Consider the following 18,389-nt stretch of genomic DNA (forward strand, 5'->3'; position numbering starts at 1 on the left):
ACTAAATTTTAAAATTAGATTTTTTACTGTCTATTATAAAAGCTCTAACTGTTTCTTTTGTAAGTTGGTCAAATGACTTTCCAAATTTTTCTATTTTTTCAATGATAGTTGGTGGCACAGTAATTATATGGCAACCTAATTGTTTTGCCTGTAAATAATTGTAAGGCTCACGAACACTTGCCCATAAAATCTCAACATTCTTAAACCTCTTAGCCAATTTAATACTCTTAACAAATTCTGGCACTGGATCTTTGCCAACGTCGCCTGCTCTTCCTGCAAAAATAGAGATAATCACTTTTGTTTTTTTATTAATTAATTTTAAAATGTTTTTGGTTTGTTTAGCGCTATAGACTGCTGTTATATTAAGTTTAATATCATGACTATTTAATTCTTTAATAATTCTACCCATAAATTTACCTTTTGAATTGGCAACTGGCACTTTTACATAAACATTTTTTCCCCAACTATTGATTTTCATTGCTTGAATTTTCATTTCTTCATATTCATCAGCAAATACCTCAAGTGATACTGGTTTGTTATTACAAATTTTAAGAATTTTTTTTGAATAAGATTTGTAATTTTTTGCTCCAGCTTTTCTCATTAAGCTAGGGTTTGTTGTAAAACCTTTAACAATTTTTTTTTTATTGAATCTTTTAATTTGATTTAATTCTGCAATGTCACAAAATATTTTAGTAATCAAATTTATACCTATAGATTCTTAGTGATATCTTCTGTCATTTTTTTTGCATCTGCAAACAACATTAGAGTATTTTCTTTGTAAAATAGATCATTATCAATTCCTGCGTAGCCAGGGGATAAACTTCTTTTAACAAATAATACTGATTTACATTTTTCAACATCAAGAACTGGCATGCCATAAATTGGACTTTGAGGATCTGTTTTTGCAACTGGATTTGTTACATCATTGGCACCTATTACAAAAGCTACGTCTGCATTTGCAAAATCATTATTGATCTCTTCAAGCTCAAATACCTCATCATATGGAACATTTGCCTCAGCAAGTAAAACGTTCATATGACCTGGCATTCGTCCCGCAACAGGATGGATTGCATAGGAAACTTTTATGTCATTTTTTTTTAATGTATCAACCATTTCTCTTAAAGCATGTTGTGCTTGTGCTACAGCCATTCCGTAACCTGGTACAATTATAACTGATGAGGCATTCTTCATTAAAAATGCGGCATCATCTGCATTTCCACTTTTAACTGGTCTTTGTTCTTTGTTTTGTGATGATGAAGATTGTTCAGTTGCACCAAATCCACCTAAAATAACATTAAAGAATGATCTATTCATTCCTTTACACATTATGTAAGATAATATTGCTCCAGATGATCCAACTAATGCACCTGTAATAATTAATGCTGTATTTTCCAAAGTAAAACCAATTCCAGCCGCTGCCCAACCAGAATATGAGTTTAGCATTGAAATCACTACCGGCATATCTGCACCACCTATTGGAATGATAAGTAAAAAACCAATTAAAAAAGATACAGCTAACAGTATCCAAAATAAATTAGAAGATTGTGTAGAGCAAAGTAGATAAGTTAATACAATTATTGAAATCAAAATTAGGGCATTTAGTGGATGTTGTCCCTTAAAAGTTATAGGTGAACCTGACATTATTCCTTGAAGTTTTAAAAAAGCAATAATTGAACCTGAAAAAGTGATTGCACCTACTGCTGCACCAATTGACATTTCAATCAAGCTTCCAAGTTTAATATTGCCTGGTGATCCTAAATTGAAGGCATCTGGATTTAAAAAAGCAGCTATGGCAACAAATACTGCTGCAAGACCAACTAAACTATGAAAACCAGCTACTAATTCTGGCATTGCTGTCATAGGGATTTTATAAGCAATAAACGCACCTATTAATCCACCTATTAAAAGAAATATTAAAACAACTGCAAATCCAGTTGAAAAATTTCCAATTGATAAAAAAGTAACTGTAATTGCAATAATCATTCCTAAAATACCAAAGAAATTTCCTTGTCTGGATGTTTCTGGTGATGAAAGTCCCCTTAAAGCAAGAATAAATAATACACCTGAAATTAGATAAAATATGGCTGATAAATTTGCTGATAACATTATTTATCCTTTTTCTTTTTTTTATACATTGCAAGCATTCTCTGCGTTACTAAAAAACCGCCAAATATATTAATAGCTGCTAGTGATATTGCTAAAAACCCAAAGATACTTGAAGTGTTAAATATAGTATCAGAGTCCCCTGCTAATCCTGCAATGATCGCGCCTACAATTATGACAGATGAAATAGCATTGGTAACTGACATTAAAGGTGTGTGAAGTGATGGCGTAACACTCCAAACCACATAATATCCTATAAAAATTGAAAGGATAAAAATACTTAATCTAAATATAAAAGGATCTATTTCCATAATTTCATTTTATTAACGTTTTTTCAACTATCTCGTCTTCTAAATTAATATTAATTCTATTATTTTCTTTATCATATAAATTCGAAACAAAATTAAATACATTTTTAGCATATAAATTGGATGCTGAAGTTGGAAGCTTGTTTAAAATATTACTTTCCCCCATTATTTTAACACCATTGCTATCAACAATTTCATTAACTTTAGTGTGTGCTGTATTTCCACCTTGAATGGCTGCTAAATCATAAATTATCGAACCAGAATTCATATTATTAATCATGGCTTCTTTAATTATCACTGGTGCTTTTTTCCCAGGAATTAAAGCTGTGCAAATTACAATGTCAATTTTCTTTAATGTTTCTGACAATAATTCTTCTTGCTTCTTTTTAAAATCATCTGATGCTTCTTTAGCATAACCTCCTTCTGTCTCTAAATTTTCAGCTCCTTCAACTGTTAAAAATTTTCCCCCTAAACTTTCAACCTGTTCTTTAGAAGCCATTCTAACATCTGTCGCAAATACAATTGCACCCATTCGTTTTGCAGTTGCAATTGCTTGCAATCCTGCCACCCCTGCTCCAACAACTAATACTTTTGCAGCGGGTATTGTTCCTGCTGCAGTCATCATCATTGGAATTGCTTTTTCAAAATGAGCGAACGACTCTACTACCGCTTTATAACCTGCAAGGTTTGCTTGTGAAGATAGTATATCCATTGATTGAGCTCTTGTTATTCTTGGAAGTAATTCAAGTGAAAAAATATTAATTTTTTTTTTAACTAAATCATTTATCTTCTCTTTATTATCATATGGGTTTAACACTCCAATAAATGTTTGATTTTCTTTTAATGAAGAACTTTTGTCATCATCGAATAAGCCTAATTGGACAATAATATCTGCACTAGATATGATTTCTTTTTCATCTTGTGAAATTGATACGCCTAATTCTTTATACTCTTCATCTTTAATTCCAAGATGGCTTCCATAATTTTCAGCTAATGAAACTCCAAGACCAAGAGATATATATTTTTTTGCAATCTCAGGGGTAATTGCAATTCTTTTTTCAATTTTTTGATTTTCTAAAATAGAAGCAATTTTCATACATTAATCTTATATTAAGAATATTGCCATTAAAACTAAAACACCAATAACTGCGACTGTTCCCCACAACACAAATTTTGTGAAATTATTCCAGGTATTTTTATGGTTTTCATTATCCATAAAAATTACTTCTGTCTTGCTTTAAATTTTGGATTAGTTTTATTGATAACGTACACACGACCTCTTCTTCTAACTAGTTTAGAATTAAGATCTCTTTTTTTAATCGACTTTAATGAGCTTTTTATTTTCATAATTTTTCACCTTTAATAAACGAAGTTACATAATCTTTCAAATCTATTTTTCCATATTTATTAATTATTTTACGATTATTTGACATTTTAGTTAATGCTGATGCATATCGTTCACCTAGTCTAGGATTTAGATAGATTACTTTTGACTTAAACATTTTAGCAAGACTTATAATGGAATACGATTTTTTATGACTAATACTATAATGATGACATTTATTTTTCTTCCAAGCATCAATACAAACATTAATAGTATCATCTATATGAGTGAATCTTCTGGTTTGAGTTCCAGGTTTTACAATTGTTAGAGGTTTATTATTTGAATATTGATTTTCAAAAATTCCAACAACTGTAGCCATGTTTCCTACTTTGATTTGACCTGGACCGTAAACATTGTAAAAATAAATAACTTCAAATTTAAAATTAAACCATTTTCTTAAATTTTCTAATAATTCTAAATTTTTAGACTTTGTAAAGGCATATGGAGATAAATTTTTATCGCCACCCTTATTTCCTAAAGATGCAGAAGTTGCTGAATAAATAAGTTTTATATTATTATCTAAACAAAATTTAAAAACTTCATTTGAACCAATAGAATTTGATTTAAAGCATTCATCAAATCTTTTAAAACTTTGATAAATTCTAGCAAATTCTCCAAAATGAAAAATTGAATGAATTTGACTCTTTATCTTGTTAAAAAGATTTGAAATATTAACAGTATTTCCTTTCACATACTTTACTCTGATATTTTTTAAATGATTATTTTTATTTCCTGAGGAATAATTATCTAAACTTATGATTTTTTTATTAGTTTTTTTTAATAATGATTTAATTAAATTCGAGCCAACAAATCCAGCACCACCAGTTACAATTATGAGATTTTTCATTTTAGAATATGCCTGGCAATGTCCTACTCTTCCGTGTCTTAAGACAAAGTACCATTGGCGCTGAAAGGCTTGACTTCCGAGTTCGGAATGGGATCGGGTATTACACTTTCGCAATAATTACCAGGCACTGTCTATTACTAAAATTAGTTAACAATGTAAAGATTTATTTATGTTTATTAAAATATTTAAAAAACCCAAAATATGACAATTGAAGTTTAGTTATAGGCTCTATTAATTTAGTTTTTTCTATTTAATTTATTTTGTCCTAATATATTTGAGAAAATAACATAAATTACTCCAAATATAATACCAATGAAAATCGAAAAGTATAAATACTTCTTTTCATCTTTTAATGAATTTACGGATATTAAAAATAAATTATAATCGACTAAATTAATTTTTTCAGTTTTTAATATTTCTATTCTTTCTTTTATCTTTTTAATATCCTTATACTCTCGATTTTCTATTAGCGAAATTTCTTTGTCTATTGCTTTATATCCTTGCAAATAGTATCCAATGTTGTTGGTGGTAACATTTACTGCGATTTTATCTTGTGGCAAATTAACAGTATCTACTTGATTTTCTGCTATATTTAGTTCTTTTGCAATTGCACTTTGTTCTGTTAAAAATAGTATTCTACTTTCATTTTCGCTAATTTTTATCTCCTTTTTAATTTTTAAAAAATAATCTAAATCTTTAAAAACTGATTTATGTAAATTAATCTTTGTGAGATTTAATGTTTCGCTTAGAATTTTTAGACCTTCCTCGCTATCTCCCCATATAAGTTTTATGACATATCCAAGATCTTTATTAGTTTCATCTAATCTTTGAAGAGAAAGTAATTTTGAATATTTCAGCATTTGTCTTTGTCTTTCAATTTCAGTTTGAAGAGTATTTTCATCTATATAAGAATTACTTTCTAAAACGTTTATAAATTCCTCAAAATCTAAAAATTCTTTAACAAATCGATCTATCATTGTTATTTCGTTTACTTGGAGTTCTTGGTTAATTTCCAATTGCTGGTTTGTAAAATGTTTTTGAGTTGAATTATTTAACAAACTTGAAATTAACATTTGATTTATAGGTATAAATTTAACAAAATTTGAATTCTTACTTGGTTGAATAGTAATTGAAAGCTTAAATGAATTTGGTATTTTACTAGTATAACCTACGCCAATTAATGTGAAGATAATTGTTATTAAAAAAATTTTTACTTTTCCATTCCAAATTATTTGCAAAATTTCAATAAATTCTATGTCATTATTGTATCTGTATAAAGGAATTTTTTTTTTCATTGAATTTAATCGTAAATTTTTAACATAATTTATAATTATGTTTTATTAAACTAATCAATCAAAATTACAAATAAATATTTCTTATAAAATTTCACTTGATTACAAGACATTAATTAACACTTTTTTTTTTAAAAATATTTTTTTTTGAATAAATAGATTGAAGATAAAAACCTACAGGTAGACTGTAAACTATTATTAGCCAATTATTGAAAAAATTGCCATTTGGAGAAAATGGCCATGTAGTTATTAATAATCCAGCTAACAAACATACTTGATAATCTGTAAAATATCTTTTTTGTTTAAATAAAATAGTCTTAATCTGTCTTAAAGCAGAATATAGAACATAACATATTGCGCTTAACAAAAAAATAAATCCTACAATTCCAGTTTCTGCTAATAATTGTACATAAAAATTATGAGGATGAGTACTACATGGTTGTTGTCCTGTTGAATATTTGGAGTCGGAACATTTTATTCTAAACATTTTGGGGCCATGACCAAAAATAGGTTTGTCTTGAAACATTTTATATGCTGTTTTTAAATGACTATCATGAACAGGAGTAAAAATTGTTTTTTGGTTTGAGCTTTTGATTAAACCCATGTTTTTAGCAGGCGACAAAAACATCCTATCAGTTAAATTAGATGAATTTAGACTTAAAATAACGACAAAAAACATTGCCACAATAAATGTGACTAATCTAAATTTTTGATATTTTTTGATCAAAAGAATTATAAATACAGTTGATAAATTTAAAAAAAAGAATGCAGTCCTTTCGCCAGACATAAATATTAAAACATCAACTAAAATAAATAAAATTCCTATAAAATAAATTTCAAATTTTTGTTTTGGTTTGATTAAAAATAAAGCAAATAATAAAGGAAACAATCTTGATAAATAAGAGCCCATGACAAGTTCATCACCAAATAAGGATGAAATCCTATTTCCTATTGTTTCCAATCCTAATAAATTTTTTCCCGTTAAATATTGAAAATAACCATCAATTACCAAAACTGAAAAACATAAAATTAAAGCATAATAAAAATAAATTAAAATACTTTTATCTTTATCTATCAAATACCAAATCAAACAGCTGAATATTCCTATTCTAAAATAAAATAAAGAACTTTTTACACTTAAAGATATATCTTCAGCCTCTAAGCTTAATAAAGTAGATATAATACAAAATGATAAAAATATAATAAATGGTATGTTATTAAAATAATAAAAATTATTATTTTGCAATACAAAATATAAAAAAAATAAAGATGAAACACTTACTATTAAATCTGGAAAAAAAGGCCCCGAAATTAAAAAGGGAATTACAGACACAACTATTAAATTAATTAAAATTTTATTCGAGTATTTAAATTTATTCATAAAAAATTTAGAATTAAATTTATAAAAAGTATTAAGTCTTGATCCTTACTACTTTATTTTCTTGATCCTTAACTTTAGTAGATTTTTTTAAATCATTTTTATTTTTTAGACTCTCTTCATAATAAAGATCAACAATTTTTGAATTTGATTTATAACTAGGGACCAATCTATGCAACATATCTTTAATTTCAGATGCCCTATTATCTTCAACTAAAACTGATAAATTATCCAATTCTATTTTAAGTTGATCAAATGGAATGAAGGGGTCTTGAGCTTTTTGAATTTTATCATGATAAGTTTTTTGAGGATTATCTCCTAACAATAGTTCTTCATATAATTTTTCTCCTGGTCTAAGTCCTATAATCTTGACTTCTATGTCTCCCCCTAAATTATTATTATCTTTGACAGATAAACCTGAAAGTTTAATCATTTTATTAATTAAATCTCTAATTTTTACACTTTTTCCCATATCAAGAACAAATACCTCACAAGCTTCAGACATCGCACCTGCTTGTATAACCAATTGTGATGCCTCAATTATCGTCATAAAATATCTTGTGACCTCTGGATGAGTTAAAGTTACTGGGCCTCCCTGTCTAATTTGTTTTTTAAATTTTGGAATTACAGAACCTGATGATTGTAAAACATTGCCAAAACGAACAATAGCAAATTTTGTGTTTTTATTTTCTTTATTATAAAGAGCTTGTATACAAATTTCAGCAAGTCGTTTACTCGCACCCATAACATTCGTTGATCTTACTGCTTTATCACTAGAGATCAGAACAAAATTTGAAACATTATTTTGAATCGCAGTTTGTGCAATTGAAAAAGTTCCAAAAACATTATTTTTAATGCTTTCACAAATATTTTCTTCAACTAAAGGTACATGTTTATAAGCTGCAGCATGATAAACCGTATCTACTTTAAAAGTTCTAAAAACTTCGTTCAACCTTGATATGCTTTGAACATTAAGCAGTAAAGGAACATAATTTAAATTTTGATTTAAATTTTTTAGCTCTTCATAAATATTATAAAGGGCAAACTCATTTAACTCTATGAGTAACAATTTTTTTGGTTTTAATCTTGTTATTTGACGACATAATTCAGAACCAATTGAGCCTCCTGCACCTGTTACTACCACAACTTTAGAGCTAACATTTTTAGATAACAATTCAATATCTGGTTTAACTTGTTCTCTGTTTAAAAGATCTTCAATAATTAAATCTTTAATATCAGAAACTGATATTTTTCCATCTACAATATCCTGAATACTTGGCAATGTTTTAACCGATATTTTATGTTTATTTAAATCATTAATAATTTCATTTCTCTTTTTTCGACTAATTGATGGAAGTGCAAGTAAAACTAGATCAATATTTTTTGAATTTATTAATTTACTTATATTAATTGGGTCAAAAACTGTTTGACCCAATACTGTTTGGTTGTGAAATTGTTTATTGTCATCTAAAAAACCTACCGCTTTCATTTCAGGATTATTTTCTAAACTAAGTAACAACTGTCTACCGGCATTACCAGCTCCATAAATTAATAATTTTTTTTTATTTTCTATATTTTTTATAGATGTGTTAATTGGAAACAAAAATTTAATTGCTATTCTTGAACTTGTAATTCCTAGAAATAATAATAATGGTTGAATAATTCCAATAGATCTAGGAATGCCTTGTATTCCAAAAATACTTATAATTGAAAAATAAATTATTCCATATACTAATACGGCAACTGATACAGTAAAAATTATAGATGTTCCTCCAAAACGTAGTATTGTTCTATATAAACCATGAAGCCAAAAAATTGGTATAGCTATAATTGTGGAAATTAATACTGCAAGAATAGTTATATCATTAATTTTTATAAATTGTTCTAATCTCAAATAAAAAGCTAGCCAAGTACATGAAATACATAAACCTAAATCAATAATAATGGTAATAATCCTCTTAGCAAAACGTGGTAAATTAATTATATTTTTTGAAGCTTCTGTTAAAAATGACATAGCGTTATAATTTTAAGATTGTTCTCAATATATAGTAAAAATAATAAAATAAATTCATATTCTTTATCATTTTAGAGTCTGTTTTTGCTAACTGTGTAGGCGTTTGCATATTGACACCTGATATTTGAGCAAGACCAGTAATTCCTGGTTTTACTTTAAATACTCCTCTTTTTTTTCGTTCAGCAATTAATTTTTCTTGATTTAATAAGCAGGGTCTGGGCCCAACTAAACTCATATCACCTAAAAGCACATTAAATAATTGTGGAATTTCATCTAATTTAGTTCTCCTTAGAAAATAACCAAAGGAGGTAAATTTTATATCCCTTATTAAATGTGTCCCAACTGATTTGGTTTTTTTTGGCATTGTTCTAAATTTTATTAATGTAAAAGATTTAAGATTTCGACCAACTCGTTTCTGTAAAAATATTGGAGAACCATTATCAAATGCACCTATCATCCATAGCAAAATTAAAAAAGGTGATAAAAAAATTATCCCTGTTAATGAAAAAAAAATATCAAAAATACGGATCATTTACCCTGAATCATTCTTCTTATACCTTCTACAACACTTAAAGGAGGTGTCCAATTTAATTCCTTTTGAGTATACCTGCTATCTATTTTTAAAGATCCAACTAATCGATTAATTTCTGCTTGTTTACCAAAAATTAAGCCTAGCAGTTTAAGTAAAAAAAAAGGAATAGGAAAAAATCGAGCTCTATGTCCCATTGAATTTGCAATATATCTTATAAAATCAGGTGTAGATAAATCTTCTCCATCTGAAACTAAAAAAGTTTTTCCAGCAGCGTTAGGATGATCAACACATGTAATTAATAGATCAACTAAATTATCTATTCCAATCATAGAGCGTTGATTTTTAACCATTCTCAATGGAAGGGGGATGCGGAATGCTACAAGTTTTAACAAATTTGCTAAGTTTCCTTTTGCGCCATAACCATACACTAATGGCAAGCGAAGTATTGAAACTTCTAATCCTGTTCTGGAAGAAATTTCCCACAAAGCATTTTCAGCTTCAAATTTAGATACTGCATAAGAGTCTTGTGGATTTGGTAAGTCATTATAACTAAATATTTTCTTTCTCTGATGATAAGAAATATCTTTATTATCAATATTATAAGTACACTCTCCATTAACCTTTACTGAACTTAAAAATATAAATCTTTTAACTTCTGCTTTAGACGCTTGTTCAGCAAGTTGTTTGGTGCCTTCGACATTTACTGATTGAAAAATTTTAGATGTATCATTTTTCTTTTCATTCATTATATGCGCTCTTCCAGCACAATGAATAATGCAATCAACATCAACTAAAATATCTTTCCAGTTTGTTTTAAGACTAATATCTTCTACTAATACATATTCAATATCAGTATTTTTTGAAAATGAATTAATAGTTCTTACTGTGCCACGAATATGTTTGCCTGATTTTGACAATTTCTCGCTTAGAGATTTTCCAATAAATCCCGATGTTCCTGTAATTAAAATTTTTTTCACTAAAATTACCTTTTTAAAAATTGATTAAATCGAGAAATTAACTTATTAATAAAAAAACTTATTGGGTTTACTGATAAGCCATTTTTTTTAAATGAATTAAAAACTTCCATATTTTGAGTCCAAATATTTCGTATACTTTTATTTGTGGTACCGCCGATTCGCATCTTAATCCAAACTTTAGGTACGTATCTAGACTTAATTTTATGAACTTCAAGAAATCTCATCATAAGCTCGACATCTGAAGCTATATTATAATTGATATCAAAATTACCCAAATCTTCATATACGGAACGACGAACAAAAAAAGTTGGGTGCGGCGGGCACCATCCTTTTGAAAATAAACCTTCTTTAAATTCACAGGATTTTACATAACGAATAATCTTTGAGGTATCAGATTTTCCAACATATATTAAATCTGCATAACAAGCATCTATTGAAGAGTCTTTCTTAAATTCTTTCACAACTTCAGAAATTACATTATTGTTTATATAAAAATCATCAGAATTTAAAAAACCAATAATATCACCTGATGCAATACCAATTCCCTTATTCATAGCATGATAAATGCCTCCGTCTTTCTCGCTAATTAATGATGCAAATTGATGACGTTTTGACTCTAAAATTGATAAAGTTCCATCAGTACTAGCTCCATCAATTATGATATGTTCAATATCAGAATATTTTTGTAATTTAACTGAAGCTAAACAATCATTAATAACGGAAAAACTATTAAATGCTACTGTAATGATAGATACTTTCATTTAAAACTGAAAATATATAAATTGATTTATTGATCTGAAGAAAATCACAACTGTTGAAAAAATAATTGTTATTAAAACAATATCAAGCGAAATAGTTATTAATTTTTTTGAATTTAATTTCGGAATAATTTTTTCTTTAAATAAATAAACTAAATAAAAATTTAGTAAGATTAGAAAAGTAATTAAATAAACATTTTCTCGCATACCAAGCCACAAATATGCAAATGGGTTAATAACTTTTAGCCACATCTCTATACTATCAGATAAAGAATTAGCTCGAAACGGAATCCATGATAACATTATTAGTGGAATGGTTATTATAATTCCTAAAAATGATCTTAACCTATGTGAAAGATTTCGTTTAGATGGTTCTATAAATCTATAAATACTTATTAAAATTGCATGATAAATTCCCCATATTACAAATGTCCAATTTGCACCGTGCCAAAGCCCCATAATTCCCCATGTTATAAACAAAGATTTGTTGCTTCCTGAACTTTTTAAACTTTTTTTAAATCCACCTACTGATCGATTTTCAACTTTTTTTTTATTTAAAGGTAAATAAAGATAATCACGTATCCAACTTGATAAAGAGATATGCCATCTTTGCCAAAATTCCTTTGGAGAGCTTGAAATGTAAGGAAAATTGAAATTATTAGGAAATACTATTCCCATCATTCTTGCGCTACCTATTGCTATATAAGAATATCCGCTAAAATCAAAGTAAATCTGGAAACCAAACAAAAATGCTAAGGTCCAAACATCTATAGCTGACAAATCAGCAACGTTTATTATAAAGCCCCTGTCAACAAGAATTGAAATATTATCTGCTAGAACAACCTTTAAAAATAAACCAAATAATATAAATCGCAATCCAATCATAAGGTGATCAAGTGAAAATGATGATCGATTAACAAATTGAGGAATTACTTCTTTTGCACGCAATATTGGACCAGCAACTAATTGAGGAAAAAAGGTTACATAACATGCAAATAGAATAAAATCTTTTTCTGGTTTAATGAAGCCCCTGTAAACATCTACTGTGTAACTTATTGTTTGAAATGTATAAAAACTAATACCCAAAGGAAGAATAATCTTTAGAGCAATAGGATCTATTTCAGCACCTAAAAGATTAGCAAAACCAAGTGCATTGTTCGCAAAGAAAATTAAATATTTAAAATAAACTAAAAGTCCAAGATTGGTTGTTAAACTAATCAGTAATAAGGAAAACCTATGTTTTTTTTGACATTTATATATTTTTTGAGCAACCCACCAATCAACAATTACCGAAATTAATAAGATTGGAATAAATGAAATTTTCCAAAATCCATAAAATACTAAACTTGAAATAAAAATAAGAATTAGACGAGCCTTGTAAGGTAGCGACCAATACAAAGCGACAACTAAAAATAGCAATAATATATAAGTTAATGAATTAAAAATCATAACCAAACAATTATTCTATAATTTTTAGAATCTCGACATATAAAGCTTCAGCTAACAAACTATGTCCTTCACCTTTAAAGTGCATAAAATCTAATTCTTGTTTTTTTTTTAAATTAGTTGAACCTTTAAATCCCCATAGTTTACTTGGGATAATCTTTTCTAAAGAAACAAAATTAACATAATATTTATCAGCGATATTTTTAGTTTCTATTTTAAAATTAGAATACTCATTAATATTATAAGGGATCTTCACATCATTTCTTAATGGTGGAATATAAACTAATACTTTTATTTTATTTTTGATGGCTAAATTTAGAATATCTTCATACGCTTTTTGATTTTTTATATAAGGTCCTTTAATCATTCTACGAGTCGAGGTTGCATTAATACCAAATATTGAATTTCTAAGTTGATATAATAATCCAAAAAATTTTCCTCTTAAAACCTCTCTATCTTTCCATAACGACCAAATTTCACCAAGTTCTTTATTTAAGAAATTTTCCCAATTATTTTGTTTAGTGTTTTTTTCAATTTTTGACTCATTTCCAACTATATCTTTTGCATCATTGAGAAAAATTAGATTTTTGCCTGTAAACGTTTTTTTAATACTTTCTAAAGTTTGTTGATCTTCTAAGGCGCTTATAATGTTTGATCTTAATACATCTTCGCGCATATCATCAAAAACTAAAGGTAATATCAAAGTTTCGATTGGAAATTTTTTTATTAAATGTGCAAAAAGCAAAAAATGCTCTTGTAAATTTGCATTTGGTTGAGAAAAAGTCAAAGTATATATTCCAAATTTTTTCAGTTTTTTATGTAATTTTAATGGTGAAACTTCATCATCAGGTTGAGGTTGATTTATTGCGTGCAGTTGAGAATTGCCTAGCCATAAAATTACTGGCATTTTATCATTAGTGTTTTTATAACTATCAATACAACTATCTAAATCGCTTAAGTCACCACAATGAACTCTTTCACCATCTTCTATCCCCATTGATTTTTTATTATCATCACCTAGAGCTAATTCCTCAAATTTAATATCTTTTTTGCTATTATGTGTAACAAAAGTAAGGAAAAAAAAACCAAAAATTAATCCTATTAAAATTGATATTTTACTTTGATATAAATTGTCTTTTTTAATTAATAAAAAAAATTTATTCATATTTTGATACTCTTTTAATTATTTCTTTTTATTATCCAGTCTCCTATCACCAAGATATCCATTTTAGTGCGTAAAAAAGTTTCGAGTGCTTCTTCAGGTTTACAAACAACTGGCTCATTTTCATTAAACGAAGTATTTAAAACCATTGGAACTCCTGTTAGATTTTTAAATTCATTTATTAATGAATAATATCTTGGGTTATTTTTTTTATCTACAGTTTGTAATCGCCCAGACCCATCTACATGTGTAACTGCAGGAATTATTGATCTTTTATTTTTTTTAATTTGATAAACCTGCATCATAAATGGCACATCATCGTTTTGCTCAAACCATTCAGATACTTCTTTACTAAGAATTGAGGGTGCAAAAGGTCTGAAAGACTCTCTTCTTTTTATCTTAAGATTTAATATATCTTTCATATCAGATCTGCGAGGGTCGCAGACAATGCTGCGATTTCCTAAAGCTCTTGGTCCCCATTCCATTTTTCCCTGAAACCATCCAATTACTTTTCCTTCTGCAATCTCTGAAGCTATATGTTTTGTCAGTTGTGTGATCTCAGAAAAATTTTCTATAAGACAATTTTCTTTTTTTATTTTATTTTTTTGTAATTTTAATAAATCGCTAATATAATCGTCTGTAAAAGAGGGTCCCCAGTAAGCATGATCATGTGGTAAAACTCTTTCTTTTGATTTTTTACCGCCAATTTTATGCCATGTCATCAATGCTGCTCCAATTGCACCACCCGCATCACCTGCTGCAGCTTGAATATAAATTTTCTTAAACGGAGTTTTTAAAGATACTTTTCCATTTGCAACTGAATTCATTCCACAGCCACCAGAAATCGAGAGATTATCTATTTTATATCTTTTATATAATTTGTTTAATAAATGAAAGAATGCTTCTTCGTACATTAACTGCACAGAGTGTGCTATATCTTTATGTTTTTGAGTTAATTCTTGATTATTACCTCGAGCTGAACCTAAAAGTTTTTCAAGATCAGGCGAGAATAAAGTTCCAATATGAGGTGATCCTTTTTCCCATTCATAATCAATTTTTTCACGATGATGTCTAAAATATTTAAGATTTAATTCAAATGTGCCATCTGATTTTAATTTTACTATATCTCTTAATTGTTTGATATAAACTGGTTTACCATATGGGGCTAAACCCATGACCTTATATTCATCTCCATAATTATGAAATCCAATATACTGCGTTAATGCTTGATAAAAAATACCCAACGAATGAGGAAAATAAACACGATCTGCTAAGTTAATTTTTGTACCCTTTCCAATACCAAAAGCAGTACTTGCAAAGTCTCCGAAACCATCTACTGAAACTACTACTGCCTCATTAAAATTAGATGTATGAAAGGCAGACGATAAGTGTGCAGCATGGTGTTCGACTGCATGAATAGAGCCATTAAATTTTGAATTTGAAAATACTTTTAAAATTTGGTCATTAATATTAAGACGCTTCCGCTTATTTTTAAGACGGTCTAAAAGCATTTTCAAATTTGGGCGATTTTTAAATGTAAATATAATTTTTCTTAGAAGGTTAGCTTTTACATCTTGATTTAATGCAATGTGTTCCACATTTTCTAAACCAATCCCTGCTTCAGATAAGCACCATTTAATCGCCTCTGATGGAAATCCAGCCCAATGCTTAATTCGTCTAAAACGTTCCTCCTCCGCTGCTGCAATTAAACGACCATCCTTTAAAATGCAAGCTGAGGAATCTCCATGAAATGCATTGATGCCAATTATGTACATAAGTTTTCTACCCTCTTAATTTTTATTTATAATTAGATATGTATTTATAAGCTAGTGAATGAAGTTCCCCACATCTCTTTAAATTAAGTTTATTTTCAGCTATTTGTCTTGATTTTTTACCAAATCTTTGTCTTAGTTTAGATCTATCAATAAGCTTTTTTATACCTTTTGCCAAATTTTTATCATTTCCTACTCTAACAACCAAACCATTATTGCCATTATTAATAAATTTTTTAATGTCACCAACATCAGTGGAAACTATTGCCTTCTCCATTGACATAGCTTCCCATACAGATAAGGGTGAAGATTCATTTCTAGAAGTACAAACATATATATTAATTAGCTTAAGCAAAGGCCTAACATCTTCTCTATAATTCAGAAAAAAAAAATTTTTTATTGACAGTTCTTTTATTAAACTATTTAATTTCTTAAAATATTCATTTTGACTAGCGTAAATATTACCTATTACAATAAAAACTATTTTATCTGAGTAAAAAGATAGTTTTTTTGCAGCCTTTATAAACATTTCAAGGTTTTTAACTGGATTTATATTTGAAACTGTACCAATAATAATTTTTTTTTTTTCAATTTTTTTATTTATAAATTTCTCTTTTGGATATTTCAAATAAGGATTAAAAAAATTTGTATCAACAGGTGACTGAATTATAAAACTTTTACGATTAGGTATTAATTTCTTATAATAATCTTTTGTCTTCTCCGAAGCAAAAATAAACCCATTTGCTAAATGACTTAAAAAAAAAAATATATTTCTAATTAAAGTAGGAGAATATGTATCATTTAATTCCCAAATAACCTTGATAGAAGCTAATTTTGCAGCAAAAATTCCTTTACTTTGCCAACAGCCACCACTTACGTGTACAAGGTCAAAGTTATATTTTTTCAATATTTTAGCTAGCATAATAACCTCAAATGGAAAAAAAATTATATAAAGTAAAATATCAATCAAATTACGTTTTATTGTAGTTAAAGATAACGATAAATAATTAACACCAAGTAATTTACATTGTTTTTTTATAGCTCTTGAATTTTGATTTGGGAAAATTAATGTTACATCAACCTGTCCTCTTAAAACTTTTGCAACTTTTAAATTTCGAATCTGTGGACCACCTATTCTTGCTTCTTCTATAATGTTAGCAACACGTATCAACTGATAAGATCCTTAATTGTGTTTTTGTTTTTTAAATTACTTACGTTAACAGGTCTTTTGTAATTATAATGATTTAAACCACACAAGATAATTGCATACCAACAAAAATAATATCTATACCAAGGGATAGCCAGAAGATAAATCATACTTATTAATAAGAGAGTACGATTTGTATTTGAAAAAGATATGGACATAAATAGCACTAAGCAAGAAATTAAAATTCCAAATTCAAAGAAAAGATATAAAAAACCTGAAGATAATCCTCTACCTAGTTCATCATCAGAATATTTGATAAAATTATTTATTCCATGACCAAATAAAAGTTTGGAAATAGAGGCATCCTTTAAAACTTCAATAGCAAAGAAATTTCGTTCCATTCGATCTAGAAATGAGGTTTCAGAAAAATGTAAATTGAATGACTCAAAATTTACATTAAACAAATAAGAAACAATTAAAATTAATAATGATGACATTAATACAGTAAGTACAACATTAATTTGTTTAAATTTTAAATCTAGAATAAGAATAATTATTAAAACCAAATAAAATGTAAGTGAAAAAGTCAACAAACCAGCTAACAAACTTGTAAGATAATATTTTATTGGAAATAAATTTCTATTCTTTGAGATAATCAATAAATTAAATGCAAAAAACATACCTGCATATTGTGGTTCAGTAAAAAAACTACTAACTCTCTCTAATCCAATAAAAGCAAATTGTTTAAAGACTGTAAAACCAAAAATACTAATTTTATAATCGTAAGCTGGGTTAAATAAAGACTCAGATGAATTGAAACTTACTAAAGAAGTATTAAAATTTGTGAACTGATTAACAAAAAAAGAAATAATTGCTAAAATTGAAATTATGAATGAAAAACGTATCCATAATCGAAGAAAAGTTTCATTACTAAAATTATTTGTTCTTAAAACTCTAAATATTGAATAAGCAACAAAAATTACCGCATATGCAGATAGAACATTATTTAAGCTACTCCTCTGAGAGAAAATCTCCAGAATTAAAATAATCATCAAAAGAATAAAAAAATTAATTTCTAAAAATTTAAATTTTGTATTCTCAAGATAAAGTAATAATATAATTACTACACCAATCAACCCTCTTATTTCTTTTCCAAAAAATGGAAGTTGAGAGAATACAAATGGTGGGCTAATTAATGCTAAAGCAATTAGTAAAATAGAAATAATTTTTATTCGAGTATGCATTTATTCAACAAAGATTTATTATATA

The 18,389-nt window shown here is 27.5% G+C and carries 18 protein-coding genes and 1 rRNA gene; all 19 read right to left on the reverse strand.

Going from position 1 to position 18,389, the window contains the following annotated elements; translation table 11 throughout:
- Nucleotide 1: 1 nt before the first annotated feature.
- The 19 genes from PB7211_RS07575 to PB7211_RS07665 all read right to left on the reverse strand — a co-directional run bounded on the left by PB7211_RS07575 (nt 2) and on the right by PB7211_RS07665 (nt 18,364).
- Complete coding sequence (locus PB7211_RS07575) at nt 2-700, reverse strand: transaldolase family protein (protein WP_008544624.1); 699 nt, start codon at nt 698-700, stop codon at nt 2-4.
- An 8-nt stretch (nt 701-708) separates the two neighbouring features.
- On the reverse strand, nt 709-2,106 hold the full coding sequence (locus tag PB7211_RS07580; RefSeq protein WP_008544726.1) for an NAD(P)(+) transhydrogenase (Re/Si-specific) subunit beta: 1,398 nt from the start codon (nt 2,104-2,106) through the stop codon (nt 709-711).
- Nucleotides 2,106-2,414, reverse strand: coding sequence for a proton-translocating transhydrogenase family protein (locus PB7211_RS07585; RefSeq protein WP_008545133.1), 309 nt, complete (start codon nt 2,412-2,414; stop codon nt 2,106-2,108). The genes PB7211_RS07580 and PB7211_RS07585 overlap by 1 nt, the downstream gene beginning before the upstream one ends.
- A 4-nt stretch (nt 2,415-2,418) precedes the next feature.
- Nucleotides 2,419-3,507 carry an NAD(P) transhydrogenase subunit alpha gene (locus PB7211_RS07590; RefSeq protein ID WP_008544521.1) on the reverse strand — a complete coding sequence of 363 codons (1,089 nt, stop codon included), beginning with the start codon at nt 3,505-3,507 and terminating at the stop codon, nt 2,419-2,421.
- A 9-nt stretch (nt 3,508-3,516) separates the two neighbouring features.
- Nucleotides 3,517-3,627: an aa3-type cytochrome c oxidase subunit IV gene (locus PB7211_RS07595; protein WP_034399183.1), complete on the reverse strand. Its 111-nt coding sequence runs from the start codon at nt 3,625-3,627 to the stop codon at nt 3,517-3,519.
- Between the two features lie 5 nt (nt 3,628-3,632).
- Nucleotides 3,633-3,758, reverse strand: coding sequence for a type B 50S ribosomal protein L36 (gene ykgO, locus PB7211_RS07600; RefSeq protein WP_008545413.1), 126 nt, complete (start codon nt 3,756-3,758; stop codon nt 3,633-3,635).
- A complete protein-coding gene (locus tag PB7211_RS07605; RefSeq protein ID WP_008544768.1) occupies nt 3,755-4,642 on the reverse strand; it encodes an NAD-dependent epimerase/dehydratase family protein in 888 nt (295 codons plus the stop codon). The genes ykgO and PB7211_RS07605 overlap by 4 nt, the downstream gene beginning before the upstream one ends.
- Nucleotides 4,643-4,652: 10 nt before the next feature.
- A 5S ribosomal RNA gene (gene rrf / locus PB7211_RS07610) occupies nt 4,653-4,767 on the reverse strand.
- Nucleotides 4,768-4,878: 111 nt separating this feature from the next.
- A complete protein-coding gene (locus tag PB7211_RS07615) occupies nt 4,879-5,937 on the reverse strand; it encodes a Wzz/FepE/Etk N-terminal domain-containing protein (protein WP_008544133.1) in 1,059 nt (352 codons plus the stop codon).
- Nucleotides 5,938-6,046: 109 nt separating this feature from the next.
- Nucleotides 6,047-7,315, reverse strand: coding sequence for an O-antigen ligase family protein (locus PB7211_RS07620; RefSeq protein ID WP_008545764.1), 1,269 nt, complete (start codon nt 7,313-7,315; stop codon nt 6,047-6,049).
- 31 nt (nt 7,316-7,346) lie between these two features.
- Nucleotides 7,347-9,326, reverse strand: a complete 1,980-nt coding sequence (locus PB7211_RS07625) for a polysaccharide biosynthesis protein (RefSeq protein ID WP_008546038.1) — start codon at nt 9,324-9,326, stop codon at nt 7,347-7,349.
- 4 nt (nt 9,327-9,330) lie between these two features.
- Nucleotides 9,331-9,858, reverse strand: a complete 528-nt coding sequence (locus tag PB7211_RS07630; RefSeq protein WP_008545211.1) for a sugar transferase — start codon at nt 9,856-9,858, stop codon at nt 9,331-9,333.
- Nucleotides 9,855-10,835, reverse strand: coding sequence for an NAD-dependent epimerase/dehydratase family protein (locus PB7211_RS07635; protein ID WP_008546030.1), 981 nt, complete (start codon nt 10,833-10,835; stop codon nt 9,855-9,857). The genes PB7211_RS07630 and PB7211_RS07635 overlap by 4 nt, the downstream gene beginning before the upstream one ends.
- A gap of 5 nt (nt 10,836-10,840) precedes the next feature.
- Nucleotides 10,841-11,596 carry a glycosyltransferase family 2 protein gene (locus tag PB7211_RS07640; protein ID WP_034399184.1) on the reverse strand — a complete coding sequence of 252 codons (756 nt, stop codon included), beginning with the start codon at nt 11,594-11,596 and terminating at the stop codon, nt 10,841-10,843.
- The gene (locus tag PB7211_RS07645; RefSeq protein WP_008544901.1) at nt 11,597-13,042 is read right to left on the reverse strand and encodes an MBOAT family O-acyltransferase; all 1,446 of its coding nucleotides are present in this window, start codon (nt 13,040-13,042) and stop codon (nt 11,597-11,599) included. It lies immediately after the preceding gene.
- A 10-nt stretch (nt 13,043-13,052) separates the two neighbouring features.
- The gene (locus tag PB7211_RS07650) at nt 13,053-14,204 is read right to left on the reverse strand and encodes a hypothetical protein (protein WP_008544206.1); all 1,152 of its coding nucleotides are present in this window, start codon (nt 14,202-14,204) and stop codon (nt 13,053-13,055) included.
- Between the two features lie 14 nt (nt 14,205-14,218).
- The gene (locus PB7211_RS07655) at nt 14,219-15,976 is read right to left on the reverse strand and encodes a carbamoyltransferase family protein (RefSeq protein ID WP_008545613.1); all 1,758 of its coding nucleotides are present in this window, start codon (nt 15,974-15,976) and stop codon (nt 14,219-14,221) included.
- 22 nt (nt 15,977-15,998) lie between these two features.
- A complete protein-coding gene (locus PB7211_RS07660; protein ID WP_008544619.1) occupies nt 15,999-17,144 on the reverse strand; it encodes a glycosyltransferase family 4 protein in 1,146 nt (381 codons plus the stop codon).
- A complete protein-coding gene (locus PB7211_RS07665) occupies nt 17,141-18,364 on the reverse strand; it encodes a hypothetical protein (protein WP_034399185.1) in 1,224 nt (407 codons plus the stop codon). Before PB7211_RS07665 ends, PB7211_RS07660 begins: the two co-directional genes overlap by 4 nt.
- Nucleotides 18,365-18,389 lie beyond the last annotated feature (25 nt).

This window comes from Candidatus Pelagibacter sp. HTCC7211 (assembly GCF_000155895.1).
GTDB lineage: Bacteria > Pseudomonadota > Alphaproteobacteria > Pelagibacterales > Pelagibacteraceae > Pelagibacter.